Annotated in this window: 20 protein-coding genes and 1 pseudogene; 13 read left to right on the forward strand and 8 right to left on the reverse strand. The window is 73.3% G+C overall.

All coding sequences use genetic code 11. The features are described 5' to 3' along the window. Positions 1-71: 71 nt before the first annotated feature. The 3 genes and pseudogenes from SLINC_RS12040 to SLINC_RS12050 all read left to right on the forward strand — a co-directional run. Positions 72-743: pseudogene (locus SLINC_RS12040) on the forward strand (DUF2293 domain-containing protein); the annotation flags it as partial. A 173-nt stretch (positions 744-916) separates the two neighbouring features. Continuing rightward, positions 917-1,396 (forward strand): anthrone oxygenase family protein, encoded by a 480-nt coding sequence (locus tag SLINC_RS12045; protein WP_067430646.1) that lies wholly within the window; start codon positions 917-919, stop codon positions 1,394-1,396. Between the two features lie 183 nt (positions 1,397-1,579). Then, positions 1,580-3,067: a glutamate synthase subunit beta gene (locus SLINC_RS12050; protein ID WP_067430648.1), complete on the forward strand. Its 1,488-nt coding sequence runs from the start codon at positions 1,580-1,582 to the stop codon at positions 3,065-3,067. A gap of 58 nt (positions 3,068-3,125) precedes the next feature. On the opposite strand, the gene SLINC_RS12055 is transcribed toward SLINC_RS12050, so the two are convergent. Next, complete coding sequence (locus SLINC_RS12055; protein WP_067445252.1) at positions 3,126-3,638, reverse strand: carboxymuconolactone decarboxylase family protein; 513 nt, start codon at positions 3,636-3,638, stop codon at positions 3,126-3,128. Positions 3,639-3,685: 47 nt separating this feature from the next. Here SLINC_RS12055 and pdxR point away from each other — a divergent pair, with 47 nt between their 5' ends. The 4 genes from pdxR (at position 3,686) to SLINC_RS12075 (ending at position 9,446) form a co-directional block, all read left to right on the forward strand. Beyond that, positions 3,686-5,152, forward strand: coding sequence for a MocR-like pyridoxine biosynthesis transcription factor PdxR (gene pdxR, locus SLINC_RS12060; protein WP_067430650.1), 1,467 nt, complete (start codon positions 3,686-3,688; stop codon positions 5,150-5,152). A 347-nt stretch (positions 5,153-5,499) separates the two neighbouring features. Beyond that, positions 5,500-7,680 carry a PEP/pyruvate-binding domain-containing protein gene (locus SLINC_RS50140; protein WP_067430653.1) on the forward strand — a complete coding sequence of 727 codons (2,181 nt, stop codon included), beginning with the start codon at positions 5,500-5,502 and terminating at the stop codon, positions 7,678-7,680. After that, the gene (locus SLINC_RS12070) at positions 7,677-8,588 is read left to right on the forward strand and encodes a hypothetical protein (protein ID WP_067430656.1); all 912 of its coding nucleotides are present in this window, start codon (positions 7,677-7,679) and stop codon (positions 8,586-8,588) included. Before SLINC_RS50140 ends, SLINC_RS12070 begins: the two co-directional genes overlap by 4 nt. A 138-nt stretch (positions 8,589-8,726) precedes the next feature. Next, positions 8,727-9,446 carry a fused DSP-PTPase phosphatase/NAD kinase-like protein gene (locus SLINC_RS12075; protein ID WP_067430659.1) on the forward strand — a complete coding sequence of 240 codons (720 nt, stop codon included), beginning with the start codon at positions 8,727-8,729 and terminating at the stop codon, positions 9,444-9,446. Between the two features lie 122 nt (positions 9,447-9,568). On the opposite strand, the gene SLINC_RS12080 is transcribed toward SLINC_RS12075, so the two are convergent. Further along, positions 9,569-9,820 carry a DUF397 domain-containing protein gene (locus SLINC_RS12080; protein ID WP_067430663.1) on the reverse strand — a complete coding sequence of 84 codons (252 nt, stop codon included), beginning with the start codon at positions 9,818-9,820 and terminating at the stop codon, positions 9,569-9,571. Further along, positions 9,821-10,681 carry a helix-turn-helix domain-containing protein gene (locus SLINC_RS12085; RefSeq protein WP_067430666.1) on the reverse strand — a complete coding sequence of 287 codons (861 nt, stop codon included), beginning with the start codon at positions 10,679-10,681 and terminating at the stop codon, positions 9,821-9,823. Between the two features lie 252 nt (positions 10,682-10,933). On the opposite strand from SLINC_RS12085, the gene SLINC_RS12090 reads away from it, so the two are divergent. The 3 genes from SLINC_RS12090 (at position 10,934) to SLINC_RS12100 (ending at position 14,260) form a co-directional block, all read left to right on the forward strand. Then, on the forward strand, positions 10,934-11,599 hold the full coding sequence (locus tag SLINC_RS12090) for an ATP-binding protein (RefSeq protein ID WP_079164500.1): 666 nt from the start codon (positions 10,934-10,936) through the stop codon (positions 11,597-11,599). Continuing rightward, entirely contained in the window at positions 11,590-12,036 is a 447-nt protein-coding gene (locus SLINC_RS12095) for a hypothetical protein (RefSeq protein WP_067430671.1), read from the forward strand. The genes SLINC_RS12090 and SLINC_RS12095 overlap by 10 nt, the downstream gene beginning before the upstream one ends. A gap of 238 nt (positions 12,037-12,274) precedes the next feature. Continuing rightward, positions 12,275-14,260: an ABC transporter ATP-binding protein gene (locus tag SLINC_RS12100; RefSeq protein WP_067430674.1), complete on the forward strand. Its 1,986-nt coding sequence runs from the start codon at positions 12,275-12,277 to the stop codon at positions 14,258-14,260. Between the two features lie 4 nt (positions 14,261-14,264). Here the strand turns inward: SLINC_RS12100 and SLINC_RS45810 are convergent, their stop codons facing one another. The 4 genes from SLINC_RS45810 to SLINC_RS12115 form a co-directional block, all read right to left on the reverse strand. Further along, positions 14,265-14,453 (reverse strand): hypothetical protein, encoded by a 189-nt coding sequence (locus SLINC_RS45810; protein ID WP_435862027.1) that lies wholly within the window; start codon positions 14,451-14,453, stop codon positions 14,265-14,267. 170 nt (positions 14,454-14,623) lie between these two features. Further along, the gene (locus SLINC_RS12105) at positions 14,624-15,313 is read right to left on the reverse strand and encodes a DUF899 domain-containing protein (RefSeq protein WP_067430677.1); all 690 of its coding nucleotides are present in this window, start codon (positions 15,311-15,313) and stop codon (positions 14,624-14,626) included. Positions 15,314-15,453: 140 nt separating this feature from the next. After that, the gene (locus tag SLINC_RS12110) at positions 15,454-16,800 is read right to left on the reverse strand and encodes an amidohydrolase (protein WP_067430680.1); all 1,347 of its coding nucleotides are present in this window, start codon (positions 16,798-16,800) and stop codon (positions 15,454-15,456) included. A 66-nt stretch (positions 16,801-16,866) separates the two neighbouring features. After that, entirely contained in the window at positions 16,867-18,780 is a 1,914-nt protein-coding gene (locus SLINC_RS12115) for an FUSC family protein (protein ID WP_067430683.1), read from the reverse strand. Positions 18,781-19,100: 320 nt separating this feature from the next. On the opposite strand from SLINC_RS12115, the gene SLINC_RS12120 reads away from it, so the two are divergent. The 3 genes from SLINC_RS12120 to SLINC_RS12130 all read left to right on the forward strand — a co-directional run bounded on the left by SLINC_RS12120 (position 19,101) and on the right by SLINC_RS12130 (position 23,387). Beyond that, a complete protein-coding gene (locus tag SLINC_RS12120) occupies positions 19,101-21,134 on the forward strand; it encodes a tetratricopeptide repeat protein (RefSeq protein WP_067430686.1) in 2,034 nt (677 codons plus the stop codon). Between the two features lie 79 nt (positions 21,135-21,213). Beyond that, positions 21,214-22,143, forward strand: a complete 930-nt coding sequence (locus SLINC_RS12125; protein WP_152039035.1) for a hypothetical protein — start codon at positions 21,214-21,216, stop codon at positions 22,141-22,143. Between the two features lie 17 nt (positions 22,144-22,160). Further along, positions 22,161-23,387, forward strand: a complete 1,227-nt coding sequence (locus tag SLINC_RS12130; RefSeq protein WP_067430691.1) for an extracellular solute-binding protein — start codon at positions 22,161-22,163, stop codon at positions 23,385-23,387. Positions 23,388-23,435: 48 nt separating this feature from the next. On the opposite strand, the gene SLINC_RS12135 is transcribed toward SLINC_RS12130, so the two are convergent. Beyond that, on the reverse strand, positions 23,436-24,227 hold the full coding sequence (locus SLINC_RS12135; protein WP_067430694.1) for a nucleotidyltransferase domain-containing protein: 792 nt from the start codon (positions 24,225-24,227) through the stop codon (positions 23,436-23,438). Positions 24,228-24,321: the final 94 nt, after the last annotated feature.

Genomic DNA, 24,321 nt, shown 5'->3' on the forward strand with positions numbered 1-24,321 from the left:
CGTCGCGCCCAGGTCTCCCGCGCGACCGTACGAGGCGTGGCCCCGGGCCCGCGGGAGGGAATGACACCCCTATGGCGTCTCCGGCAACTTCCGCGTTCCGTACCGGGCTTCTCGTGATCCAACCGCTCCGGCGACGGCACTGTGCGGAGTGCCGTGGCGGGCCGCTGTCGCTGCTCGTCGTCGAGGACGGGGCCCCGCGGTGCCTCGACTGCGCCGATCTGGGGCACCTGGTGTTCCTGCCGCGCGGTGACACGGCGCTCACGCGCCGGTCGCGGGAGGAGAGTTCGTTGTCGGCGGTGGTCGTGCGGTTCAACCGGCGCAGGGGGCGGTACGAGCGACAGGGCGTTCTCGTCGAGGAGGCGGGGCTCGCCCGGGCCGAGGCGCGCTGTCTGGAGGACGCGGAGGCGAGACGGCGGCGCCGGATGCGGGACGCGCGGCGGCGGGCGGCCGAGGACGTGCGGTTCACGGAGGCGTTCGCGGCGGAGATAGGGCGGCTGTTTCCCGAGTGTCCGACGGAGCGGGCGCGGGCGATCGCCGCGCATGCCTCGGTGCGGGGCAGCGGGCGGGTGGGGCGGAGTGCGGCGGGGCGGGCGTTGTCCGGGGCCGCGGTGGTCTCGGCGGTCGTGGCCTCCGTACGGCATGTGGACACGCCGTACGACCAGCTACTGATGAGCGGGGTCGCGCGGCACGAGGCGCGGCGACGGATCGCGGCCGGCGTGGAGGCGGTGCTGGCGGGGTGGCGGCCGGCGGAGGCGGGGAGGACTGCGGAGGACGAGGAGGAGGAGGTCGGCTGGACTGGACGCTCGCGTATGGCCTCGCGCGGATCAGGCATGGGATCGGTCGCCGTGAGGGGATTCACTGGTGGTGACGGTGACGCCGGGCGTGGGCTCGGCCCGATGGGGGAAACGAGGTCGTCATGATCGATGGTCCGTACTTCGTACTGACGGTGCTGGGTGTGCTCGGGACCGGTCTGGTGGCCGGGGTCTTCTGCGGGTTCTCGACCTTCGTGATGCGGGGGCTGGCCGCGTTGCCGCCCGCGCAGGGGGTCTCCGCGATGCACGCGATCAACGTGACCGCGTTGCGGCCGCCGTTCATGCTGCTGTTCGCCGGGTCGGCGGTGCTGTCCGCGGTGATCGCGGTGGTGACCTTCGTGCTGTGGCCGGACGAGGGGACGGCCGAGCTGCTGATAGGCAGCGGGCTGTATCTGTTCGGCGTGTTCGGGCTGACCATGGTCGCGAACGTGCCGCGCAACGAGGCGCTGGACCGGCTGGAGCCGGGAACCCCGGAGGCGGCCGCGTACTGGCCGACGTACGTGCGCGAGTGGACGCTGTGGAACCACGTCCGCACGGTCGCCTCGGCCGCCGCCGCGCTGGCGTACGTGCTGGCCCTCACCTGAGGGAGTCCCGCGCCTCACCCGAGGGACCCCGCGGGGAAGGCCGAGGGAGGCCCCGAGGGAAGCGCCGACCGACGCTCTGCGTCCCCGCCCCCGGGGACGTATCGTGGCCGAAAGAGTGCCGCTCGATGACGCACGGCCACGTCGGACGCGTAAGCGTCGCACGCGCGAGCAAGGAAGACGCCCATGGCCGATCCCAAGGGATTCATGACCACGCCTCGCCAGGACTGGCCGCGCAGGCCGGTCGGGGAACGGGTGCGGGACTGGGACGAGGTGTACGTCCCCGGGAAGCTGTTGCCCATCATCAGCAAGCAGGCCGACCGCTGCATGGACTGCGGCATCCCGTTCTGCCACGACGCCTGTCCGCTCGGGAACCTGATCCCCGAGTGGAACGACCTGGTCTCCCGGGAGGACTGGCGCGCGGCCGCCGACCGGCTGCACGCCACGAACAACTTCCCCGAGTTCACCGGCCGGTTGTGTCCCGCGCCCTGCGAGTCGGGGTGTGTGCTGGCCATCAACCAGCCCGCGGTGACCATCAAGAACGTCGAGGTGGCGATCGCCGACCGGGCGTGGGAGCTCGGTTTCGCGCCGCCGCGGCCTCCGGAGCGGCTGTCCGGGCGGACGGTCGCGGTGATCGGTTCCGGGCCCACCGGCCTCGCCGCGGCACAGCAGCTGACCCGGGCGGGCCACACGGTCGCCGTGTACGAGAAGGACGACCGGATCGGCGGGCTGATGCGGTACGGCATCCCCGCGTTCAAGATGGAGAAGCACCACCTCGAACAGCGTATCGAGCAGATGCGGGCGGAGGGCACGAAGTTCCGTACGTCCACGGCGATCGGGCGGGACATCGGTGCCGTCGAGCTGCGGGCGCGGTACGACGCCGTGGTGATCGCCACGGGCGCGACGGCGTGGCGTGAACTGGACGTACCCGGGCGGGAGTTGGCCGGGGTCCACCAGGCGATGGAGTATCTGCCGCCGGCCAACCGGGTGTGCGAGGGCGACCTGGAGGTCTCTCCCCTGTCCGCCGCCGGGAAGCACGTCGTCATCATCGGCGGCGGGGACACGGGGGCCGACTGCCTGGGGACGGCGGTGCGGGAAGGGGCCGCGTCCGTCACACAGCTGGACATCTACGCCCAGCCCGGTGCCGAGCGCGACGAGGACACCGATCCCTGGCCGACGTACCCGAAGATCTACCGGTTGTCGGCCGCGCACGAGGAGGCGGGCGAGCTGGGGAGCGCGCCGGCGGCGGACGCGGACGCGCGGCTGTTCGCGGCGTCCACGCTCCGGCTCACCGGCGACGCCGACGGGCAGGTGCGGCGACTGCATCTGGTCGAGGTGGACGCGTCGCGACGGCCGGTGGCGGACAGCGGCCGGACGCTGCCCGCCGACCTCGTCCTGCTCGCGCTCGGCTTCTCCGGGCCCGACCGGGGGGACGGGCTCATCGAGCAGCTGGGCCTGGAGCTGGAGCCCCGCGGCACGATCGCCCGGGACGCCGGCTTCGCCACGAACGCCCCCGGTGTGTTCGCCGCGGGGGACGCGGCCCGGGGGCAGTCGCTCATCGTGTGGGCGATCGCGGAGGGTCGGGCCGTGGCGGCGGCCGTCGACCGTCACCTGACGGGCAGTTCACGGCTGCCGGCGCCGATCGGACCGTACGACCGGCCGATGACCGTGTAGCCGGACCGAGGGCAGCGACCGTGTAGCCGGACCGAGGACGGCGACCGGAGCGGCACGCTCAGCGGCGCTCGTCCGTCCCCGCCACCTTCGCCGTGGCCAGGGCCATCCGGTTCCAGGTGTTGATCGTGAGGATCACGGCGATGACGTGGGCGAGTTCCTCCTCGTCGAAGTGGGCGGCGGCGCCCGCGTAGACCTCGTCGGGGACGCCGTTGCCGGCGACCAGGGTCACGGCTTCCGTGAGGGCGAGGGCGGCCTGTTCCCGCTCGGTGAAGAAGTGGCGGGCCTCGCGCCAGACGGGGACCATGTGCAGCCGGTCCTCGCTCTCGCCGGCCTTGCGGGCGTCGTTGGTGTGCATGTGCAGGCAGTACGCGCAGTGGTTGAGGTGCGAGGCGCGGATCTGGATCAGCTCGACGAGGGCCGGATCGAGGCCCTCGCGGGCGGCGGCGTCGAAGCCGACCACCGCGCGGAAGACCTTCGGGGCGGACCGCGCGAGGTCCAGGCGGTTCCGCCGGGCCACGGCCTCCTCCAGGGTGGGCCGGGCGCTGGTCACGTCTGTCGTGTTCGTCGTCATGGGCACCAAGCTACGGCTCGGAAAGACCCGCAGTAGGGTGCATTTCCATGGACGAATCGTGGGTCAATTCCGCGGAGCGGATCGGTGCCGATCTGCATCTGGAGCTGTCCGGTCCCGGTGGCCGGCGGGCCGCGCTGATCCGTGCGCTGCGTGAGGCGGTGCGCGACGGGCGCCTCACGCCCGGGACCCGGCTGCCTGCCTATCGTTCGCTCGCCGCCGACCTCGGGGTCGCCCGCAACACGGTGGCCGACGCCTACGCGGAACTCGTCGCGGAGGGCTGGCTCACCGCCCGTCAGGGCTCGGGCACCCGGGTCGCGGAGCGGGCGAAGCCGCTGCGACCCGCCGTAGAGGCACGCCGTAGGGCGTCTCCGCGCGCGCGTGGGCCGCGGCACGACCTGCGGCAGGGCACGCCGGACGCGTCGGCGTTCCCGCGGGCCGAGTGGTTGACGTCCTACCGGCGGGCCCTCCAGCAGGCGCCGAACGAGGTGTTCGGGCCCGGCGATCCGGCCGGGCGGGTGGAGCTGCGGGAGGCGCTCACGGAGTACCTGGCCCGCGCGCGGGGCGTGCGCACGGAGCCGGGCCGGATCGTCGTCTGCTCCGGCTTCGCCCACGCGCTGCGCCTGCTCTTCGGTCAGGGCGGGGGCGGCGCGCTGAGCGGTCCACTGGCCGTGGAGGCGTACGGGCTGGGCTTCCACCGGGAGCTCCTCGACACCGCCGAAGTGCGGACCGTTCCGCTTCCGCTGGACGAACGCGGCGCGCGGACAGACCTGTTGGGCCGCGAGCGGGCCGTCCTGCTCACGCCCGCGCACCAGTTCCCGACCGGCGGACCGCTGGATCCGGCGCGCCGGGCGGCCGTGGTCGGCTGGGCACGCGCGCGTGGGGCGGTGATCCTGGAGGACGACTACGACGGGGAGTTCCGCTACGACCGCAAGCCGGTCGGCGCCGTCCAGGGTCTGGATCCCGAGCGCGTGATCTACCTCGGCTCGGTCAGCAAGAGCCTGTCGCCCGCGCTGCGGCTGGGCTGGATGGTCCTTCCGGAGCGGTACGTCGACGGTGTGCTCGCGGCCAAGGGCGAGCGCGAGGCCTGGGCGAGCGTCCCGGACCAGCTGGCCCTCGCCGACTTCCTGTCCCGCGGGTCCTACGACCGTCATGTGCGGCGGATGCGGCAGCGGTACCGCGCCCGCCGGGACCGGCTCGTCGCGGCGCTCGCCACGCACGCGCCGCACGTGCGGGTCACCGGGGTGGCGGCCGGGCTGCACGCGGTGCTCGGGCTGCCGCCGGGCACCGAGCGGTCCACGGTCAAGGCCGCCGCCTGGCAGGGCGTCGCCCTGGACGGCCTCGCCGAGTTCCGGCACCCGGCGACCGACATGGCGGCGCACGACGGCCTGGTCGTGGGGTACGCGACCCCCTCGGAGCACGCCTACGGCGCGGCGGTCGAGGCGCTCTGCGGAATCCTGCCGCCGGACGACGGCCCTCCGGACGACGCCCCGGGCAGCACACGTACCGGCACATGACCCGCCCACGGCGCGCCCACCCGCCCCCTCACCGCGCGCTCCTGCGCACGGACGAGCCGTCCGCGGCGGGTCTCCTGCCCGCGGAGGAACCGCGGGCTGCTCCTCCGGGACGAGCATCATGATCCACCGTCGTACCTACGCACTGATTTTTTCCTTACATGACCGAAATGTGGCTTACGGGCTACAAGGATCCGAAGCGTGGTGGGATCATCGGAACAGGAGGCGAGCTGTCGTCGGCTCCGGTCCGCCGGACCGGCAGTGGCCCGTCCCATCCTTCGTTCCGCCGTCAGGCGCAGGGCCACCCCCGCGCGTCCCCCCTGTTGGCGGCCGGTCCTGGAGGGTGCTCGATGACGACGCTCGACGAACGTCACGGAGAAGGCGCACGCGAGGGGGACGGGTCCCGGGGCGAGCTCGCCCTCGACCCGGCGGGGACGCACGGCCCGGAGCGGACACACGGCCCGGAGCCCACGCACGGCCCGGCGCCGACACACGCTCCGGCCGTCGTCCCGCTGGAGCACCCCGACGCCGTACTCCCCGGACTCACCGGGTCCAAGGCCGCGAACCTCGCCCGCGCGGCCGGTGCCGGACTGCCGGTGCTGCCCGGCTTCGTGATCCCGCCCGGCGGGGACACCGACACGATCGCCCTGCGGCGGGCCTGGCAGGAGCTCTCCGACGGCGGCGCCCGCGCCCTCGTCGTACGGTCCTCGTCGCCGAAGGAGGACACCGAGCAGTCGTCGCTGGCGGGTCAGTTCGACTCCGTGCTCGATGTCCGCGGCTGGCGGGAATTTCGTACGGCCGTACGGACCGTGCTCGACTCGGCGGACCGGCCCGACGGGTCCACCGTGCCGATGGCCGTGCTCGTGCAGCCGATGCTCACGGCCCGCGTCGGGGGCGTGATGTTCGGTGCCGATCCGGTCGAGGGGCGCACCGACCGGCTGCTGGTGAGCGCGGTGCGCGGCGGGCCGGACAGCCTGGTCAGCGGGGTGCAGGCCGGGACCTCCTACTGGCTGGGCGGGCACGGACGGCTGCTGCGGCGGGAGCCGGCCGGGGCCGGGTCGCCGCTGACGCGCTCCGAACTGGTCCGTCTGGCGCGGCTCGCGCAGCGGGCCCGGCAGGTGTTCGGCGGGCCGCAGGACATCGAGTTCGGATTCGACGGGGACGGGCGGCTGTGGCTGTTCCAGAGCCGCCCGATCACGGCGATGGCCGCGCGCCCGGCGCGCGGGGCACGGCTGCTGGGGCCCGGGCCGGTGGCGGAGACCCTGCCGGAGCAGTTGACCCCGCTGGAGGAGGACCTGTGGGTGGCGCCCATGGCGCGAGGGCTGGCCGCCGCGCTCGACATCGCGGGCAGCGCGCCTCGCCGGTTGCTGAGGGCGGTGCCCGTGGTGACGACGGTCGGCGGTCGCGCGGTCGCCGACCTGCGCCTGCTCGGCCTGGTCACGCCGAGGTACCGGTGGCCGGCGCTGCTCAATCCGGCGCCCGGCGCCCGGCGGCTGGGCGCGGCCTGGCGGGTGGGCCGGCTCGGTGCGGCGCTGCCCGGCCTGGCGACGGATCTCGTCGCGGACGTCGACCGGCATCTGGCCGATGTCCCCGCCCCGGCCGGACTCGGCTCCCCCGCCCTCCGGGCGGAACTGCGCTGGACCCGCCGCGTCCTGGCCTCCCTGCACGCGCAGGAATCCCTCGCCGGCGCGCTGCTGCGCGACCCTCCGAAGAGCCGTACGGCCGCGGGCCTGGCCCTGTCCGCCCTCGCCCGGGCCCGCGCCCGGGGCGTCCCGGACGACCGCGTGATCGCCGAGAACCCGGTCGTCCTGGCCCTGACGGCACCGAGTCTGCGGGGACCGACGAAAGCCCTGCCGGACACCATGGGCCTCGAGGCCGGGGCAGCCCAGGAGGACCCGGCCGTGGCGAGCTTCGCCTCCCTCCCGCCCCGGGAGGCCCTCCGCCTCCGCATCCGCTGGGTGCAGGAGCTCCAGGTGCGGCTCGTGCGGGAGACGGCACGGCGGGCCGGGATCGACGGGGAGCGGGTCGGGCTGTTGCGGTGGGCGGAGCTCGCCGGGGTGCTGGAGGGCGGGGCGCCGCCCGCCGACCTGGAGGCGCGGGTGCCGCCGGCCGTCTCCGCGCCGCTGCCGGACACGTTCCGGCTGGCGGCCGACGGAGCCGTCGTCGCCGAGCGGGACCGCGGCCGGGGCGACGGCGTACGAGGGGTCTCCGGAGGGCGTGGCGCCGGGACCGTCTGGGACGGCGCCGGGCCCCGGCCGGCCGATGCCGTGCTCGTCGTGCGCACACTGGACCCCGCGCTCGCCCCGCTGCTGCCCGGCCTCACCGCACTGGTCGCCCAGACGGGCAGCCCGCTGTCCCATCTCGCCGTCCTGGCCAGGGAGTTCGGACTCCCCGCGGTCGTCGGCGCCACCGACGCCGTGAACCGCTTCCCGCCCGGCACCCGGCTCACCGTCGACGGCACGACCGGTGAGGTACGGCCGACCGACACACGGTCGGCGGCCGGTGGCGCACGGCTGGGGAACGCGCCATGAGGAAGGTCGCGTACGTCTTCGCGGGGCTGGCCGCGGCCGGGGCCGGTTCCTACCTCGTCGTCTATCTGTACCGCTGGCAGTGGCAGCGGGCCCTGATCTGCGGGGTGCTGCTGCTGGTCGTCGAGGTGCTGCTGCTCGGCCTGGTGACGCTGGGGCGGCTGACCCGGATCGAGGAACGGCTGCGGGACACCGACCGGCGGCAGCGGGAGGCGGAGGCCCGTCAGGAGGACGTGCTGACCCGGCTGCGGCAGCCGGCCCTGGCCCGCGAGGAGACCCGGTTCCGCTGGCTGGAGGACCCGGCGGACCGGACGTATGTCTTCGTGCCGGTCCTGATGGTCACCGGAGTGGTGCTGGCCGGGCTCGCCTGGGTGGTGCAGAAGGTCGCGTCGGCCACGGCCGGGCCGGCCGAGCGGCGGCTCGCCGGACGGCTGGCCGTCCTGGCCGCCCCCGATCCGGGCGGGCCCGGCGATCTGGAGGACCTGCCGGGGCCGGGGGCCCGGCCCGACCGGGGACGCGCCGCCCGCGTGACTGTGGTCACAGTCGTCGGGGCCGGTCTGCTCGCCGCGCTGGTCGCGGGGCTCGCCGAGCTCACCCAGACCCGCGACGAGGAACGGAACGGGAGCCGGGCGACCTCGGTGATCGTCCAGGTCGATCTGCGCGGCTCGGACACCACGGCCGAGCGGCGGTCCCTGGCCGCGCAGCAGGTCTGGGAGCGCTGCCGCGACTCCACGTCAGTGCCCTTGCGGCACGCGGCACTCGGTGATCTGGGGGACGGTCTGTTCGCCGGGGTCGTACGGCCCGCGCTCACGGACCACGACCGCATGCGCCTGCGCGGCTGCCTGGAGGACGCCACCCTGGAACGCGCCCACCTCACGGTGGTCGGCATCGGCGACGCGGACGACGACTGACCCCTCCGCACCCGCACGGCGGGCCGCGAAACGATCACTCAGGTGATCACATAGCCGCACGTACACGGACAAGACAGCCATACGCCACCCGGGTTAGCCTGCGAACGCGTTCCCCGTCCCCTATCCCCCGGGTCGCCCATGGCTGTCCTCACCGTTCCCCTGCCCCCCGCCGCCCTGCCCCCCGCCGCCCTGCGCCCGCGCCCCCTGTCGCGGCGCGCACTGCGGATCCTCCTCCTCGTGGCCCTCGGCTACCTCACCCTGTGGGCCACCGGCGCCCTCGGCATCCTGGCCGCGTCGTACTGGGCGCACGAGGAGACCCCGGCCCCGGCCGGGACCCGCACGGTGCAGGGTGTGCACCACTTCCAGCCGGTCGACTCCGAGGGACGGCTGTGGCGGGGCGCCGCCCCCTCCCCCGCCGGTTACCGGGCCCTGGCGGGCATGGGCATCACCACGGTGGTGGACCTGCGCGCCGAGGACCTGAGCGCGACCCAGCTCGCCGGACCCGGGAAGGCCGGGCTGGACGTCGTACGCATGCCCATCCGGGACGGGCAGACGCCGAAGCCGGAGCAGGTGCGGCGCTTCCTCGACGTGGTCGCCCACTCGTCCGGACCGGTGTTCGTGCACTGCGGTGCCGGCGTGGGCCGTACGGGCGCGATGGCGGCCGCCTATCTCGTGCAGACCGGGGAACAGACCTCGTCGTCGGCGGTCCGCCGCAACCTCGCGGTCGGACCGCCCTCGATCGAGCAGATCTACTACGGCCTGCACCTCAGCGCCGACAAGGCCGCGCAGCCGCCGATCCCGGTGGTCGCGGTGAGCCGGCTGGTGGACGCCCCGCGGCGGATGTGGTCCTGGCTGTAGCTCCTGGCGACGGAGAGCGGCAGCGACACGGTGCCGCACCCCGTCATCAGTGACAACCCGTCATCAGTGACAACTCATCAATTAGTGACAACTCATCAAGTGAGCTCAATCGAGCACGGCGGTCAGGAAAGAAGGAAGTCGGCCTCCCCCGCCTTGGCGCCCTCGATGAACGCGGTCATCTCGTCCGTGGTGTAGATGAGCGCCGGACCGTCCGGATCGGTGGACTGGCGGACGGCGATCCGGCCGTCGGCGAGCTTCATCGCCTCCACGCAGTTGCCGCCGTTGCCGCCGCTCCACGGTTTGTGCCAGCCTTCGCTGCCCAAGTCCCGCGCGGGCATGCCGTTGTAGACGTTGCGCGGCTTGATGCGATCCATTCACAGCTCCTTGCGGAGATCCTTGAGGATCTCCTTCGTGCGATGTGCAGTAGCGGCCTGCGCCGCCATGCGGTCCATGACCTCGAGGTGGGTGGCCACCTCCGCGCGCGCGTCCAGATAGACGGCGCCGGTCAGGTACTCGCTGTAGACCATGTCCGGAAGTTCGGACACGGCAAATCGGAAGAGCACGAAGGGCCCGTACGTGCCCGGGTGCGGCCCGTTGGCGAACGGAGCGACCTGGAGCGTGACGTTGGGCAGCTTCGCGGCGTCGAGCAGCTTGTCGATCTGGGCACGCATCACCTCCGGTCCGCCGACGGGGCGGCGCAGTACGGTCTCGTCCATGACGACCCACAGCCGGGGCGCGTCCTGACGGGTGAGCAGACCCTGGCGTTCCATGCGCAGGGCGACATGGCGTTCGATGTCGTCAGGGCTGGTCTGGCCGATGGCGCCGGAGCGCAGGACGCCACGCGCGTAGTCCTCGGTCTGGAGCAGTCCGGGCACGAAGTGCGGCTCGTACTGGCGGATCAGGGCGGCGGCGCCCTCCAGGCTGACGTGCATCGAGAACCAGCCGGGCAGCACGTCGTGGAACCGCTGCCACCAGCCGGGCCGGTTGGCCTCCTCGGCGAGCTGGACGAAGGCCTCGGCCTCGTGGTCGGTGATGCCGTAGGCCTTCAGCAGCAGCTGGAGATACGGGATCTTGAAGGCGACCTCGGCCATCTCCATACGGCGGACCGTGGCGGGTGCGACACGGAGGATGCGGGCGGCCTCCTCGCGTCTGAGCCCGGCGCGCTCCCTCAGGTCCAGGAGACGCCGGCCGAGCACGACCTGGCCGACTGTCGGCGCGGACCGCGGTTCGCTCACCCTCCACCTCCACAAAGTCCCTGGTCGGGCGGCCGCGGGGGATCAGGCCGACCACACGGCACGCTGACAGTGCTGCGGCGCCGTTCAAGGACCTGTTCGAAGATCTGTACGGATTGATGTGGATCTTCGATGACCCCAACTGGCGCCGCTCGGCATGCTGTTGCGAGCAGTGTGCCACGGCACCTCACCGCGTCACACAGCACTCTGCATTTTTCAGAGTGACACTTGCCAAGTGTTCACGTCGGGGCGATAGTGGCAAGCGTGATTCCGTCCGCGCCCTTAGGAACAGACGCCGCCGCAGGCCGCCCCCTCGGTCTCGGTGCCGCCCCGGCAGTGGGGCCCGACAGGGTCGCTGCCGAGCGCCGGTTCCGGTTCGAGCTGGCCGCCCATCCGGGTTCTCCCGCCCAGGCCAGACGCCTGACGAGGGCCCGGCTGACCCATTGGTCGGTGGGCGAGGACACCTGCGACTCGGCCGCTCTCGTGGTGACCGAGCTGGTCACCAACGCCATCGTGCACACCGCGAGCCGCCGTGTGGTCTGCGAGCTGCACGACGGTGACGACCTGGTGCGCATAGCGGTGCGCGACGAGGGATGCGCTCCGGGCGAGCCCCACCCGTCACCGCAGCGGCCCGAGGAGGAGCACGGGAGGGGATTGCTCCTCGTCGAGGCCCTGTGCCACTCCTGGGGCGCCCACGAGCACGGTCCGGGCCTGCTGGTCTGGGCGGATCTGCCGCGCAAGGACGACGAGCCCCGCACCGACACCGGCCCGCGCAACGACCTGGGCTGGGGAGCCCGCCCGAAGCCCGGCCCGTCCGGCGGCTCTGACGAGGACGACGCGGCCGACGCGACGCAGACACACCACCGGGCGGCGCCCGAGACCCGGGCCCGGGAGCACGGGGCGGGGGGTGCGTGGGCGTGAGGGCCGGCTCCGGCGGCCAGGTACTCACCCTGGACACGCTGGTCCGCCTCCGACGCGGGCTGCGTACACCGGGCACGCCCCGGCCCCTCCGGCTGCCGGTGCCCGAGGGCATGACGGTCCCGCTGGGCTGCGACGCGGTGGCGGTGCCGGCGCGGCTCGGCCCCCAGGTGATGTCACGCCTGCCACGACCCGGATGCGTCTACGCCGATGAGGCGCACTGGTGGTGGCTCGTGCCGGCCGACTCCGACTACGCCCTGGAGTGGCCCGCGCCCGCCCAGTACGCCACCGGGGCGGTAGTTCCGGACGCCCCGGTGGTACCCGACCTGCTGCACCGTCCGGAGGGGACGGTGCCGTACACGCCGCCGATACCGCTGTATCTGGCGGTGTGCCGGCTCACGGGGACGACGCCGGTGTGGTCCCGGCCGGTTCGCGCGTAAGCGCTCCGCTGGGGGCGCCGAGGTCCGAGGGTCGTCTGTAGCGTGCGGGCCGTTTGTGGCTGGTCGCGCCCACGCGGCGGAGCCGCATATCGATACAGCCCCGCGCCCCTGGGTCGGTTGTCCCACCCAGGGTCACGAGTGTGCGCCCGCGCGCTCCCCCCTCCCCCGTCTGCGCCCTGCCCCAGGGAGTCCGCCCCCGCGATAGTGGCCGTTCGTCCAGGATCGGGGGAGGTCAGGGGTGAGGAAGAAACCCAAGGCGGAGGCGCCCGGGGTCTCCGAGTCGGAGCGACTGCTCTTCGGAGGGCCGCTGCGGTACGACACGGGGTGGAACTCGCACCAGGACGCGTTTCTGGAGCTGAACCTCCGGGCGATGGTGACCCGCCTGCCGTCGCTGCTGACGGCGAGTTTCCGGCTGGCGTGGCAGGCGGACCGGCCGGCAGCGCGGATCGTGCTGGTCGCGGAGGTGAGCCGGGGCCTGTCCCAGGCGGTGAGTCTGCTCGCGGTCAACAGCGTGCTGGGCCGGCTGATCGGTGGGGGCCCTCTGGAGGAACGGCTGCGGGGTGCCGTACCCGCGCTGGTCGTGATGGCCGCCGTGATGATGGCCGGGGCGCTGCTGCGGGCCGCGTCGACGTATGCCACCGGACGCCTTGAGCCCAAGGTGGAGCGGGTGGCGACCGAGCGGTACCTGGAGCGGGCGGCGACGGTGGAGCTGGCCGCGATCGAGGACCACACCTTCCACAAGCTGCTGGACACCGCGCAGTACGGGGCTGCCTCCGCCCGGCGAATGATCTCGTACGCCACGCGCGTGGTGAACGCGATGATCTCGCTGGTCGCGGCGGCCGGTGTGCTGACCGTGCTGCACCCGGCACTGCTGCCGCTGCTGGTGACGATGACCCTGCCGAGCGCGTGGAGCGCGCTGACGATGGCGCGTCGGCGGTACGCGTCGTTCCACGCCTGGGTGCAGCACGTGCGGGCGGGCCGGCTGCTGGGCGCCCTGCTGATCGAGCCCGAGGCGGCGCCGGAGGTCCGGGTCCACGGGGTGGGGCCGTTCCTGTTGCGCCACTTCCGCGCGATGGCCGAGACGGCGGAGGCGGAGCAGACCCGGCTGGCCCGGCTGGCCGCCGGCACCGGCCTGATCGCGGCCGGGTGGACGGGCCTGGCGACGGCGGCGACCTACGCGACGCTCGGCGGACTGCTGCTGGGGGGCGCGATGGCACTGTCGGTCGCCGGTACGGCCGTGATCGCCATCCGTACCGGTTCGCAGAGCCTCGACACCCTGGTCGTGGAGGTCAACGCGCTGCACGAGGAGGCCCTGTTCGTCGGCGATCTCCAGCGGCTCCATACGGAGGCGGCCGACTGGGTCGTCCCGGTGGGCGGCACGGCGCTGCCGGACGAGCCGCGCGAGATCCGCTTCGAGAACGTCACCTTCACCTACCCGGGTGACGCGAGGCGTCCCGCCCTCGACGGGGTGACGCTCTCCGTCCCGCTCGGCAAGATCGTCGCGCTGGTCGGGGAGAACGGCTCGGGCAAGACGACCCTGGTGAAGCTGCTGGCCGGGCTGTACGCGCCCGGCGAGGGCCGGATCCTGTGGGACGACGTCGACGCGGCGGACACGGACCGGCGGCTGCTGGCGGAACGGGTCGCGATGGTGGCCCAGAACTTCAAGCGGTGGCCGTTCACGGCCCGGGTGAACGTGGCGGTGGGCCGTCCCTCGGTGCCGCTGACCGAGGAGCGGGTGGCCGACGCGGTCGGTGAGGCCGGGGCCCAGGACGTGCTCGCGGATCTGCCGCACGGCCTGGACACCCTGCTGGCCCGCAACTTCAGCGGCGGGCACGAGCTGTCGGGCGGTCAGTGGCAGCGGCTCGGCATCGCCCGGGCCGCCTACCGGCACGGGCGCATCCTGATCGTGGACGAGCCGACCGCGGCGCTGGACGCACGGGCCGAGCTGGAGGTCTTCGAGAAGATCCGCGCGCTGGCCGGCACCGGCCAGACGGTCATCCTCATCACGCACCGGCTGGCGTCGGTGCGCCACGCGGACCTGGTGCACGTGCTGGAGCAGGGCCGGCTGGTGGAGTCCGGCACACCGGAGGAGCTGCTGGCCTCCGGCGGGGTGTACGCGGAGCTGTACTCGCTCCAGGCGGAGCAGTTCACGAAGGTGCCGAGGGGTCCGGATCCGTCGAGCCGGGATCTGCCGGGTGAGGTGCCCGCCCCGAAGGCGGGCTGACCCGTCAGGCCACCGCGTCGACGGCGCCTTCTCCGCTGCGCACGATCACCAGGAACGTGTCCGTCGCGAGGTCCATGACCACCTCGGCGGGCAGTCCCTCAAGACGCCGCGCGTGCGCGAACTCCTCCGCCGGCCAGGAGCCTCTCGGCCCACCTGCGGGAAAGCGTTCGAGCACTGTTCGCCCGTTCACCACCCTGCACCTCCAGAAAGCGTTGTACTCACCCGTAGGAGCACTTGTAGGAGTTAACGCCTTCCAGGGGCCGAACGCCTCGCTCAGTTGCGGTACTGAGACGTAGTTGACACTTGTTCAGCGCGAAGCGTGAGGGTCCGGTTACCCAACGGTCACTTTCACTACGGAATGTGTCAGTCCTCGTACTCGTCGTGATATCGGATGCGCTCACTGCCCGCAGGCGCCCCCAGTGCCGACGCGCGCCCCTTGGGTTCCTCCCACGCCTCCTGCCGTCCGAGCGCCGTGAGGTCCAGCAGGGTGGTGGTGGAGCCGAGCCCGTCGAGGCCGCGTTCGTAGGTCGAGTAGGTGTGGAAGACCCGGTCGTGCTCGCGCAGGAAACAGCTGACCCCGGGCCGCTCGACGAGCTCCCCCTCGTGCTCCAGGGTCGCCTCGAAGTCACGGTTGAAGTCGCTCGCGTACGACGAGTACCAGGGCACCGTCCAGCCCATCCGCGCCTTGAACGGCAGGATCTTCGGGTACGGCGCCCGGGACACGGCGGCGAACGTCGTCCCCCGGGCCTTCAGATGGGCGAGGTGGCCGATCTGGTCCAGGAAGGCCGAGCAGCTGCGGCAGCCGGCCTCCCACTCGGGCGCGAACATGAAGTGGTAGACGACGAGCTGGTCGCGGCCCTCGAAGAGGTCGAGCAGGGTGGCCTTGCCGTCGCCGCCCTCGAACACGTACTCCGTGTCGATCTCGACCATCGGCAGTGCGCGCCGCTCGGCGTTGAGGGCGTCCCGCGCCCGCGTGAGCGCCTTCTCCTTGAGCAGCAACTCCTCGCGCGCCGCGCGCCACTGGGTCCGCGAGACGATCTCCGGAAGCGACATGGCCCCTCCTGTGCAAACGGTCTGTTCCGGGTGGTGACCGACGGGAGCGGCGGAACTCATCGGCGCCGCGGGACTTTTTTCGCACGGCGGCCTCCCAGGTTCCGCGCACGGCTGCCTCTCAGGTTTCGCACGGCGGCCTCTCAGGTGTCGTACTCCTGGATCCGCTTGCCGTGGCCGCGGTCGACGAGGGCGGGCAGCCGCTCTCCCAGCTCCGCCACCACCGCGGGCACGTCGATGGTCAGCAACTCGCGGTCGCGCATGAGGATCCGGCCCTCGACGATCGTCGTCCGCACGTCGGAGGAGCGGGCGCTGTGCACGAGGGTCGCGGCGAGGTCGTGCACGGGCTGGGTGTGCGGCCCGGTGAGGTCCACGAGGACGAGGTCGGCGCGCCGCCCGGGCGCGATGCTGCCGATCCGGTCGCCGAGGCCGACCGCGCGGGCGCTCTGGAGGGTGGCGTGGTGCAGTGCCTGACGGGAGGTCAGCCAGCGCGGGTCGCCCGTCGTGGACTTCTGGATCAGGGCGGTGAGCGCCATCGACTCCCACACGTCGAGGGAGTTGTTGGAGGCGGCGCCGTCCGTGGCGAGCCCGACGGGGACGCCGATGTCGCGCAGGGCACGGACCGGTGTGGTGGTGGGCCAGGCGAACTTCAGATAGCCACGGGGAGCGGTCGCCACGGCGGTGAGACCGGCGGCGCTCGCGAGGAGGGGCAGGTCGCGGTCGAGGATGCCGGAGCCGTGCGCGATGAGGACGTCGGTGTCGAGGATCCCGGTCCGCCGCAGGACCTCGATCGGGGTGACACCGTGCCGGGCGAGGCTGGTCTCGGCCTGGTCGCGGTTCTCGGAGGCGTGCAGGTGCACGGGCAGGCCGTGTTCGCGGGCGAGGTCGGCGGTGGCGGTGAGGTCGGCGTCGTCCACGGTGTAGGGGGCGTGCGGGGCGAGGGCGGTGGTGATGCGTCCCCCGGCGCCATCACGGTGTCGTAGCGCGAACTCCAGTGACTTCTCCCGCCCTTGGGGCCCCTGCGAGGAGAAGTACGCCTCGCCGAGGTGCGCCCGGATTCCGCACTCCTCGACGACGGCGGCGACGGTGTCCATCGAGAAGTAGTGGTCGGCGAAGCAGGTGACACCCCCGCGGATCATCTCCGCGCAGGCCAGCCGCGCCCCCAACGCCACGTCCGTCGCGGTCAGGTTGGACTCGACCGGCCAGACGACGTCGTTGAACCACTCCTCGGTGGGCAGATCCTCGGCGAGTCCGCGCAGCGCCACCATGGGCGCGTGCGTATGGCAGTTGACCAGGCCGGGGAGGGCGACCTGGCCGCGGGCGTCGATGTGCTGCCGGGCCTCCACCGTGGCCGGGGCCGTGCTGACGGACTCGATGGCTCCGTCCCGTACGACGATGGTGGCGTTCTCCTCGAACCCGATCCGCTCTTGGTCGTCGTGCACGAGGACGGTGCATCCGGTGATGATGAGGTCAGCGGGAGAGTCGCTCATCACGCCAACGTACGACGGGGTCGTCGCGTCGTGTGAGCCGAACCGCGCATCCTCTCACCGCCGCGCTCACCCGGCGACGCGCAGTTCGGGGATCCGCAGGTGTCCGCGCTCGCGCTCCCTGTCCAGTTCGTCGAGGAGTTCGGCGAGGCGTTCGGTGTGCCGGGAGGTGAGGCGGCCGGTGTCGTCGAGGTGGACGGCGCAGGCGGTGACGGTGTCGACGAGGCGTTCCAGGGTGGCGGCGACCTCGTCGGCGCCCTCCGAGTGGCGGGCGAGCGGGGGCAGTTCGGCGGCGGCGAGGGCGATGGCGGTACGGGCCTCGGCGAGCGCGCGGTAGGCCTCGCGGCGGAGGGTCCAGCGGGCGGTACGGCTGTCGGGGTCGGTGGCGGCTCCGGCGTCCGTGCCGGCTCCGGCGTGCAGTGCGTGGGTGTCGGACTCGCGCAGGACGTGGGCCAGGTACGCCTGCGCGGCCTCGCCCGCCGCCGCGAGCCGGGACCGTACTCCCCCGGCCCGCTGTCCGGGCATCGGCAGATGCCCGACGATCAGGACGATCGCGCAGGCCAGCAGCGTCTCCCCGATCCGGCCGGCGGAGGCCTGCGGCTCGCCGCCGACCATCACCAGGGCGAGCACGAGGACGGTGACGACGGCGGTCTGCGCGGCGAAGTGCCGGGTGGCGACGGGTATGAGCGCGCCGCTGACGGCGACGAGCGCGATGAGCCCTTCGGGCCGCGGCAGCACGAGGGCGAACCCGGCGAAGAGGAGCGCCCCCAGGACCGTCCCGGCGGCCCGGCACAGCACGCGTGAGACGAGCGGGCCGAGGTCGGGCTTGACCAGGAAGACGGTGGTGGCGGGCAGCCAGTACCAGTGCTCGTGCTGCCCGTACCACTGGGTGTGGTGCAGTGCCTGGGCGACGCCGACGCTGGCCCCGAAGCAGAGGGCGACCCGCAGGCCGTACTCCCGTCCTCCGGCCCCGAACACGGCCCGCAGCACATCTCCGACCCCGTGCCTGCGGGTGTGCAGATCGCTCCCCTTGCCGCGGTCGAAGGCCTCGGCGGCGTGCAGCAGGGCGTCGTCGAGGGCGCGCAGCCCGGGCGCCGAACGGGAGGGCGCGGGCAGCGGCCCGGTGTGCGTGCTGTCGCGTACGGCGGCGGCGAGGCGCCGGGGTCCCGCGGAGGCCCGCCCGGACACGGCGTCCCCGGCCCAGGCGAGCGCGGTCGCGGCCTCGGCGATGGGCAGCGCGGCGGCGTACTGGGTGTGCAGGCGGCGTTCGGCCGCGGAGCTGGCGTACCGCCGCAGCCGGGGTCCGGCGAGGGCGTCCTGCGCGTGGTCCAGCGCGGCGGTGAGCGCGGCCCGCCGGGCGGTGGCGCCGTCGGTCCCGACGGCGTCGAGCAGTCCGGCGATGGCCTCGTAGACCCTCGCCACCGCCTCCCGCTCCCCGTCGAACCGGAAGTCCCCGGCGAGCGAGCCCGGGGTGGGCAGCAGGAGCCGCAGCCCGAGCAGCCACCCGGCCCCGACGAGATAGGCGACCGCCCGCTCCCACCCGGCGTCCGGCAAGGGCATCCCGGCTCCGATGGCGGACGCGACGAGCAACTGCGTCCCCGCCGCGGAGGCCACCGGCCCGACGGCACTGAGCCCACCGGCCAGCAGCCCGACCAGCGTGAGCAGCAAGGTCAGCACCACGGCTCCGACATGGTCGCCGGTCTGCGTCCCCACCAGCAGGCCGACCGCCCCCGCCGACGCCGGCACGCCGATGCGCTTCACCGAGACCCGCCGGCTCCCGGGCCGGTCGTTGATCCCGGCGAGCATGGCGCCGATGGCGGCGACGACTCCGAGGGACTCCCGTCCCACCAGTACGGCCACGAGCAGCACGGGCCCGGCGGACAGGGCTCCCCGCAGCACCGCGTTCCACGGCACCGGTCCCCGCTGGGCACGCAGGGCATGCGCCAACCAGGGCGGCAGAGTCGGAACAACACGACGCGACACGGGGCTCCTGTCGTCTGTACGAGGCGGGGGTGAGCCTTCGGGCGACGGCGGCCGGGCTTGAGCACCACGGGCCTTCGGGTACGGCCCGTGGTCTCCACGGTAGATCGCGTTGTTGGAGGGTTCGGAACTCTTGTGTTACTCGCGTGTGACGATGCCTGCGCATGGCATGTTCTTTATGAACGCAAGGCCGACGTCCGCGGCCGTGGACAGTCCCTCCTCCGCCGCGACGACCGCACACAACTCGGGCTCATGAGGCGTCAGTTGTCATACCGTGGAGGGATGGCGCCGCATCACAGCGAGATTCCGGGGTGGGAAGGCTGATGCCCACCGGCGGTCACCGTGTCGCGCGCAATGTCACCGCCGGTGTGGCGCAGGTCCGGCCCAACCCCTGGTACGGCCTCGAACTGGTGCCGGAGGGGCACGTGCCCGAGCTCCCGGAGCTGCCGCTCCACACGGCCGGCGGGCTGCTCGACGAGCAGCACCGCCACTGTGCGAATCCCGCGTGCGGGAAGCCGGTGGGGCGGGGACACGGCGGGGAGCCGGGGCGGGTCGAGGGGGTGTGCCCGCACTGCGGCACACGGTTCGACTTCAGCCGGCCCCTGGGCAGGACCGTGGCCGGACGCTACGAGCTCGAACACGTCCTCGGGTCGGGGGCGTACGGGGCCGCCTATCTGGCCCGTGACCGCAATCTCGACACGCATGTGGTCCTCAAGCACCTGAACCAGTCGGTGGCGCAGACCGCCCTGGACGAGCGGAACGCGCTGGTGGGGCTGCGCCACGACAGCATCGTCCGCATCCTGGGCTACGAGCCGGAGGGGCCGCACCTGGTCCTGGAGTACGTCCCGGGCGCGCCGCTCGTCGCGCGGGACGACGATCCGCTGGAGACGCTCCTCGCGCACGGCATCCGCGTCCTCCAGGCGTTGGACTATCTGCACGCCAGGGGCCTGCTCCACTGCGACGTCAAACCGCTGAACATCATCCGGTTCCGGGAGGACGGCGCCACCGGTCCGCTCGACCGGGTGCGGCTCATCGACTTCGGCTCGGTCCGGTCGCGGAAGGACACCGGTCCGGTCGTCGCGTACACGAAGCCGTACGCGCCACCCCAGGAGGACAGGGAGCACGCCGAGCCCACGCCCGGCTTCGACCTGTTCGGGCTCGGCCGGACGCTGCTGGAGGTGTGCAGCGCGCATCTGAAGAACCGGACGGCACCCGGCGTCCACTCGCTCGAACTACTGCTCCAGCGCGCCACGGACGTCGGTCTGCCGGAGCGGCGATTCGTTTCGGCACGGCAGTTCGGGGAGCAGCTCAGCGGGGTGGTCCGCCAGCTCGTGGCGGCGTCGCCGACCGGCCGGCAGGTGGCCCGCCCCTCGGCCCTGTTCGGCTCGATGCCCGAACCGCTGCATGGCGGACTGGGGGTGGCGAGGCCACTCGGCGACTGGGTCCGGGCGGTCCCGGACGAGGACGGGCTGCTGACGCTGCCCGAGCCGTTCTCCGCGCCGAGGCTCGGGGAGATCGCCGTAGCCCTGCCCACTCCCCTGGCCGATCCCGACGATCCGTACATCGGCGAGTCGGCCGGGAACGCGCTGGCGGAGAGCCGGCTCGCGCTGCGCAGGAAGGACGCGGCGCTGGCCGCGCGGGCGTTGGAGCGCTCGGGCCTGGACCGCTGGCACTGGCTGCACGCGTGGTACTCGGGCCTGATCGCGCTGGCCCGTGCGGACACGGCGCTGGCGGCCCACCACTTCACCGAGGTGCGGCAGGCCGTGCCGGGCGAGTTGATCCCGCAGCTCGCCCTGGGGCTGTGCGCCGAGTGCGACGGTGCCCGCGGCCACGCCCTGGCCCACTACGGCACGGTCTTCGCCACCGCCCCCGCGCTCGGCGCGGCCGGCTTCGGCCTGGCCCGCGTGCTGCTGCCGGCGGGCCGGCGCGAGGACGCGGTGGCCACCATGGAGCGGCTGGCCCAGGAGTTCGGCCACGAGCGCGAGGCGCGGATCGCCGCCGTACGCCTGCTCGGCACGGTCCTCTCACCACCGGGGACGGAGCGGCCCGGGACGCCCACCGAGGACGATCTGGCACAGGCCCGCGAGACGCTGGCCGGGCTCGATCTGGACGACGCCGCGGCCGCCGGGCTGCGAGCGGAGATCCAGTACGCCGAGTTCCTGCGCACCCGCGACCGGCTCGCACTGTCCGAAGCGGTACGGCAGTTGGGCGCGTACGCCCCCACCGAGCGGGAGTACGTCGCGCTGGTGGACCTCGCGAACCGGTTGCGGCCCGCTCCGGAACGGCGCTGGTTGCGGCGGCGCGGACGAACCGGTCGAGCCCGTTTCCGCGACACACCCGGCACGCTAAGCTCCTGAGATGGTGCTCGTGGGGGACGAATCACCTTTGGGACAACACACGTCGGGGCGGTCGTCGCAGCCCCCTTCCCGGCGGTCCGTGCGGGCCGCGCTACGCACCCGGGTGACACGGCTGCGGGCGACGCACCCCGTGCGGGTGCTGAAGTGGCTCAGGGCCGGCGCACTCACCGCGGTGCTCGCCACCGGGCTGCTGTATCTGCTGGTCTCGGCCCAGGCCGACCACCAGATAGCCGCCGCCCGGCGCACCCAGGAGGCCATCCAGGACCTCGACCGGGCCTACGTCACGGCCAGGGCGGCGGACACGGCGCTCGCCGAGGTCTCCGCCACCGGCCAGGCCGACCTGATCGGCACGGGCACCGACTTCGCCAACGCCACCGCCCGGGTGAACACCCTCGTCACCGCGTCCACCCAGGGCAACGCGGCCGGTAAGCAGGGGCTCAGCCAGATCCAGTTCGTCCAGGGGCAGTTGACCACCAGCGTGCAACTGGCCGAGGAGGCCGCCGAAGGCTACGAGCACAGCGGCCGCGCCGGCCTGGACACCGCCCGCGAGACACTGACTCGCGCACGCGAACGGGATCCCGCGACGGGCGACCCCATCCCGGGCACCGGCGGCCTCATGGAGTCGCTCACCGATCTGCGCACCCTTCAGCAGTCGGCGCTCGACCGGCAGCGTGACTCGCAGTGGCTGCGTCCCGCCTACGTCTGGTCCCTGCTCGTCGGCCCGGTGGCCGCCATGCTCCTGTGCGTCCTCGCCACCGGCCATGTCACCGTGCGCCACTTCCGGCGCCGGCTCAGCCCTCAGCTCGTGGTCGCGCTCGGGGTCACCGCGGCGGTGGGTGTCACCACGGCCGCCCTCTGTCTGCACGACGCCCGGCGGCTGACCGCCGACCCCCTGGTCGGGCGCCCGCTGACGATGGCGCTCGCGCTGTCCCTGCTGATGGCCGCGGGCGTGCTCGCGCACCTGTCGTACCGGCCGCGTCTGGCCGAGTACAGGTTCCCGCGGTCGTGAGGCCGGTGAGGACGCCCGTGGTCACGAGCACACTCCTGCGCTGGGCCCTGGCCCTCGGGCTGCTCCTCGCGGTGGCCGGCTGCGGTGGCGGGCCGCGGCAGGACCGGGTGACGATCATGATCCCCTGGTCCGGCGACGAGTTCCAGGCGTTCTACTCGGTCATCAGGACGTTCGAGCAGGACACCGGCATCCAGGTGGACGTCCAGGCCACCCGGGCCCTCACCCAGCAACTGGACGCCGCGGTCGCGGCCGGCGCACCGCCCGACCTCGCCATGCTGCCGAGTGTCGGGGCCATCAACGAGTACGCGGGCAAGGGGCTGAAGCCGCTCGCCGTGTCCACGACGTCGTACGTGGAGCCGTTCCGCGGGCTGACGAAGGTGGGCCGGACGACGTACGCGGTGCCCGTGAAGGTCGACGTCAAGAGCCTGGTCTGGTTCGACCCCGAGGCTCCCGAACGCCCGCCGACCTCTCCGCTCTCGCCCCGCCGGGCCGCCACCTGGTGCCTCGGGCTGGAGTCCGGACCGACCTCCGGCTGGCCGGGGGCCGACTGGATCGCCGACATCCTGCTAGCCGACGGCGACGGCACGGCCTACCGGCGGTGGCTCTCGGGCGAGTTGAAGTGGAACTCGCCCGAGGTCCACGCGGCGTGGACCAGATGGCGGCGGCTCGTCGACGGCAGCCTCGCCGACGCGCCCACCCGGAACTTCAGCCGGGCGGCCGAGGGAATGACCGCCGACCCGCCCACCTGCTCCTTCGCCCACGGCGCCCTGTCCGCGATGGGCTTCCCGGACAACGCGCGCTACGACTTCGTGGCCTCCTCCGACACCCGCCGGCTGGAGGTGTCGGCGGACTTCGTCGGCATGTTCACCGACGACAACCCGAGCGCCGAGGCACTCATCACCTACCTCGCGGACCGCGAGGCCCAGCAGTCCTGGGTGAACCAGCGGGGCGGCTACGCCTTTTCCGCCCACAGCCAGGTGACCCGGTACGACCATCCCGTCCAGCGCCGGATCGCGAAGCTGCTCCGGCCGCGCTCCGGCCACACGCTGTGCTTCGGCGCCGCCGACGCGATGCGGCCCGATGTGTCGGCCGCCTTCTACCGGGCCGTTCTCACGTACGCGACGAATCCGGACGCCGGTGACGCGGACCTGCGCGCCCTCCTCACCGACCTCGACGCGGTCCAGAACGTCCTGGGCGATGCGGATCCCGACGTCTCCGGGAAGCTGTGCGCCACGCTGTCCTGAGAGGGGGGTGGAGAGCGGGGTGGAGAGCGGGGTGTCCCCACTCCGGCGTCAAGAGGCCGCGGCCTCCACCGCCGCTGCGAACAGCCGCTCCGCCTCGTCGATCGCCGCCGTCAGCGCTTCCTCGGCCGCGTCGCCACCCGCAACGGCACCGGCACCGGCACCCGTCACGATCCCGTCCACCGCCCGCAACCCGGCCCGCTCCAGCAGCCGCTTCTCATTGGTCACCCACTCCCCACGCGCCGCCAGTACGGCGTGCCCCGTCTGCACCGCGGCCGTGGCGACGGCTCCGACGACCTCGGTGAGACGGCCGGCCGGGGCGTGGTGGGATCTCGCGTAGGCGAGGGTGGCGCGGGCCGTGCCGTACCAGCGCTCGCCCGCCGTGCGCCGCAGCTTGTCCGGATAGGCCGCCGGGCGCGGGAGTTCACCCCGCAGCACCCGGTTGATCGCCAGTTCCGCGACCACCAAGTAGCTGGGAATCCCGGCCAGATGGAACAACAGCGGCTCCACCCGGAACCGCCCTTCCTCCGCCTCCGCCACCTCATGCTCTACGACGTCCAGGTCGCGGTAGTGCACATCCACGCGCCTCCCGTCGATCGTGAGCCACGCGCCCCCGTTGAACACCCCGCCGCCCCAGCCGCCGACCTCGGACACCTCGCCCTCCCAGCCGAGCGCGCGCAGATCGGCGGGATCGAAGGGACCGCGGTAGTACACGGCCAGATCCCAGTCGCTGTCGGGCTTGTGCGTGCCCTGGGCGCGGGAGCCGCCGAGGGCCACCGCCCGGACCGTGGGGAGGGCGGCGAGACGATCGGCGACGCTGTCGAGAAAGCCGGCGTCGGACAAGGCGGACCCCCATTGTCAGTGGTGCGCGATATCAAGGAAGCAGTCACTCAGCGTAGTCCCGGCCGGGAAATTCGAATGCGGTGGTGGTCCCGGG

This window comes from Streptomyces lincolnensis (assembly GCF_001685355.1).
Classification (GTDB): Bacteria; Actinomycetota; Actinomycetes; order Streptomycetales; family Streptomycetaceae; genus Streptomyces; species Streptomyces lincolnensis.

Coding starts and splice junctions, on each gene's coding strand:
- SLINC_RS12045 (WP_067430646.1), top strand. CDS start 917: ATGATCGATGGTCCGTACTTCGTACTGACGGTGCTGGGTGTGCTCGGG.
- SLINC_RS12050 (WP_067430648.1), top strand. CDS start 1,580: ATGGCCGATCCCAAGGGATTCATGACCACGCCTCGCCAGGACTGGCCG.
- SLINC_RS12055 (WP_067445252.1), bottom strand. CDS start 3,638: ATGACGACGAACACGACAGACGTGACCAGCGCCCGGCCCACCCTGGAG.
- pdxR (WP_067430650.1), top strand. CDS start 3,686: ATGGACGAATCGTGGGTCAATTCCGCGGAGCGGATCGGTGCCGATCTG.
- SLINC_RS50140 (WP_067430653.1), top strand. CDS start 5,500: ATGACGACGCTCGACGAACGTCACGGAGAAGGCGCACGCGAGGGGGAC.
- SLINC_RS12070 (WP_067430656.1), top strand. CDS start 7,677: ATGAGGAAGGTCGCGTACGTCTTCGCGGGGCTGGCCGCGGCCGGGGCC.
- SLINC_RS12075 (WP_067430659.1), top strand. CDS start 8,727: ATGGCTGTCCTCACCGTTCCCCTGCCCCCCGCCGCCCTGCCCCCCGCC.
- SLINC_RS12080 (WP_067430663.1), bottom strand. CDS start 9,820: ATGGATCGCATCAAGCCGCGCAACGTCTACAACGGCATGCCCGCGCGG.
- SLINC_RS12105 (WP_067430677.1), bottom strand. CDS start 15,313: ATGTCGCTTCCGGAGATCGTCTCGCGGACCCAGTGGCGCGCGGCGCGC.
- SLINC_RS12110 (WP_067430680.1), bottom strand. CDS start 16,800: ATGAGCGACTCTCCCGCTGACCTCATCATCACCGGATGCACCGTCCTC.
- SLINC_RS12120 (WP_067430686.1), top strand. CDS start 19,101: ATGCCCACCGGCGGTCACCGTGTCGCGCGCAATGTCACCGCCGGTGTG.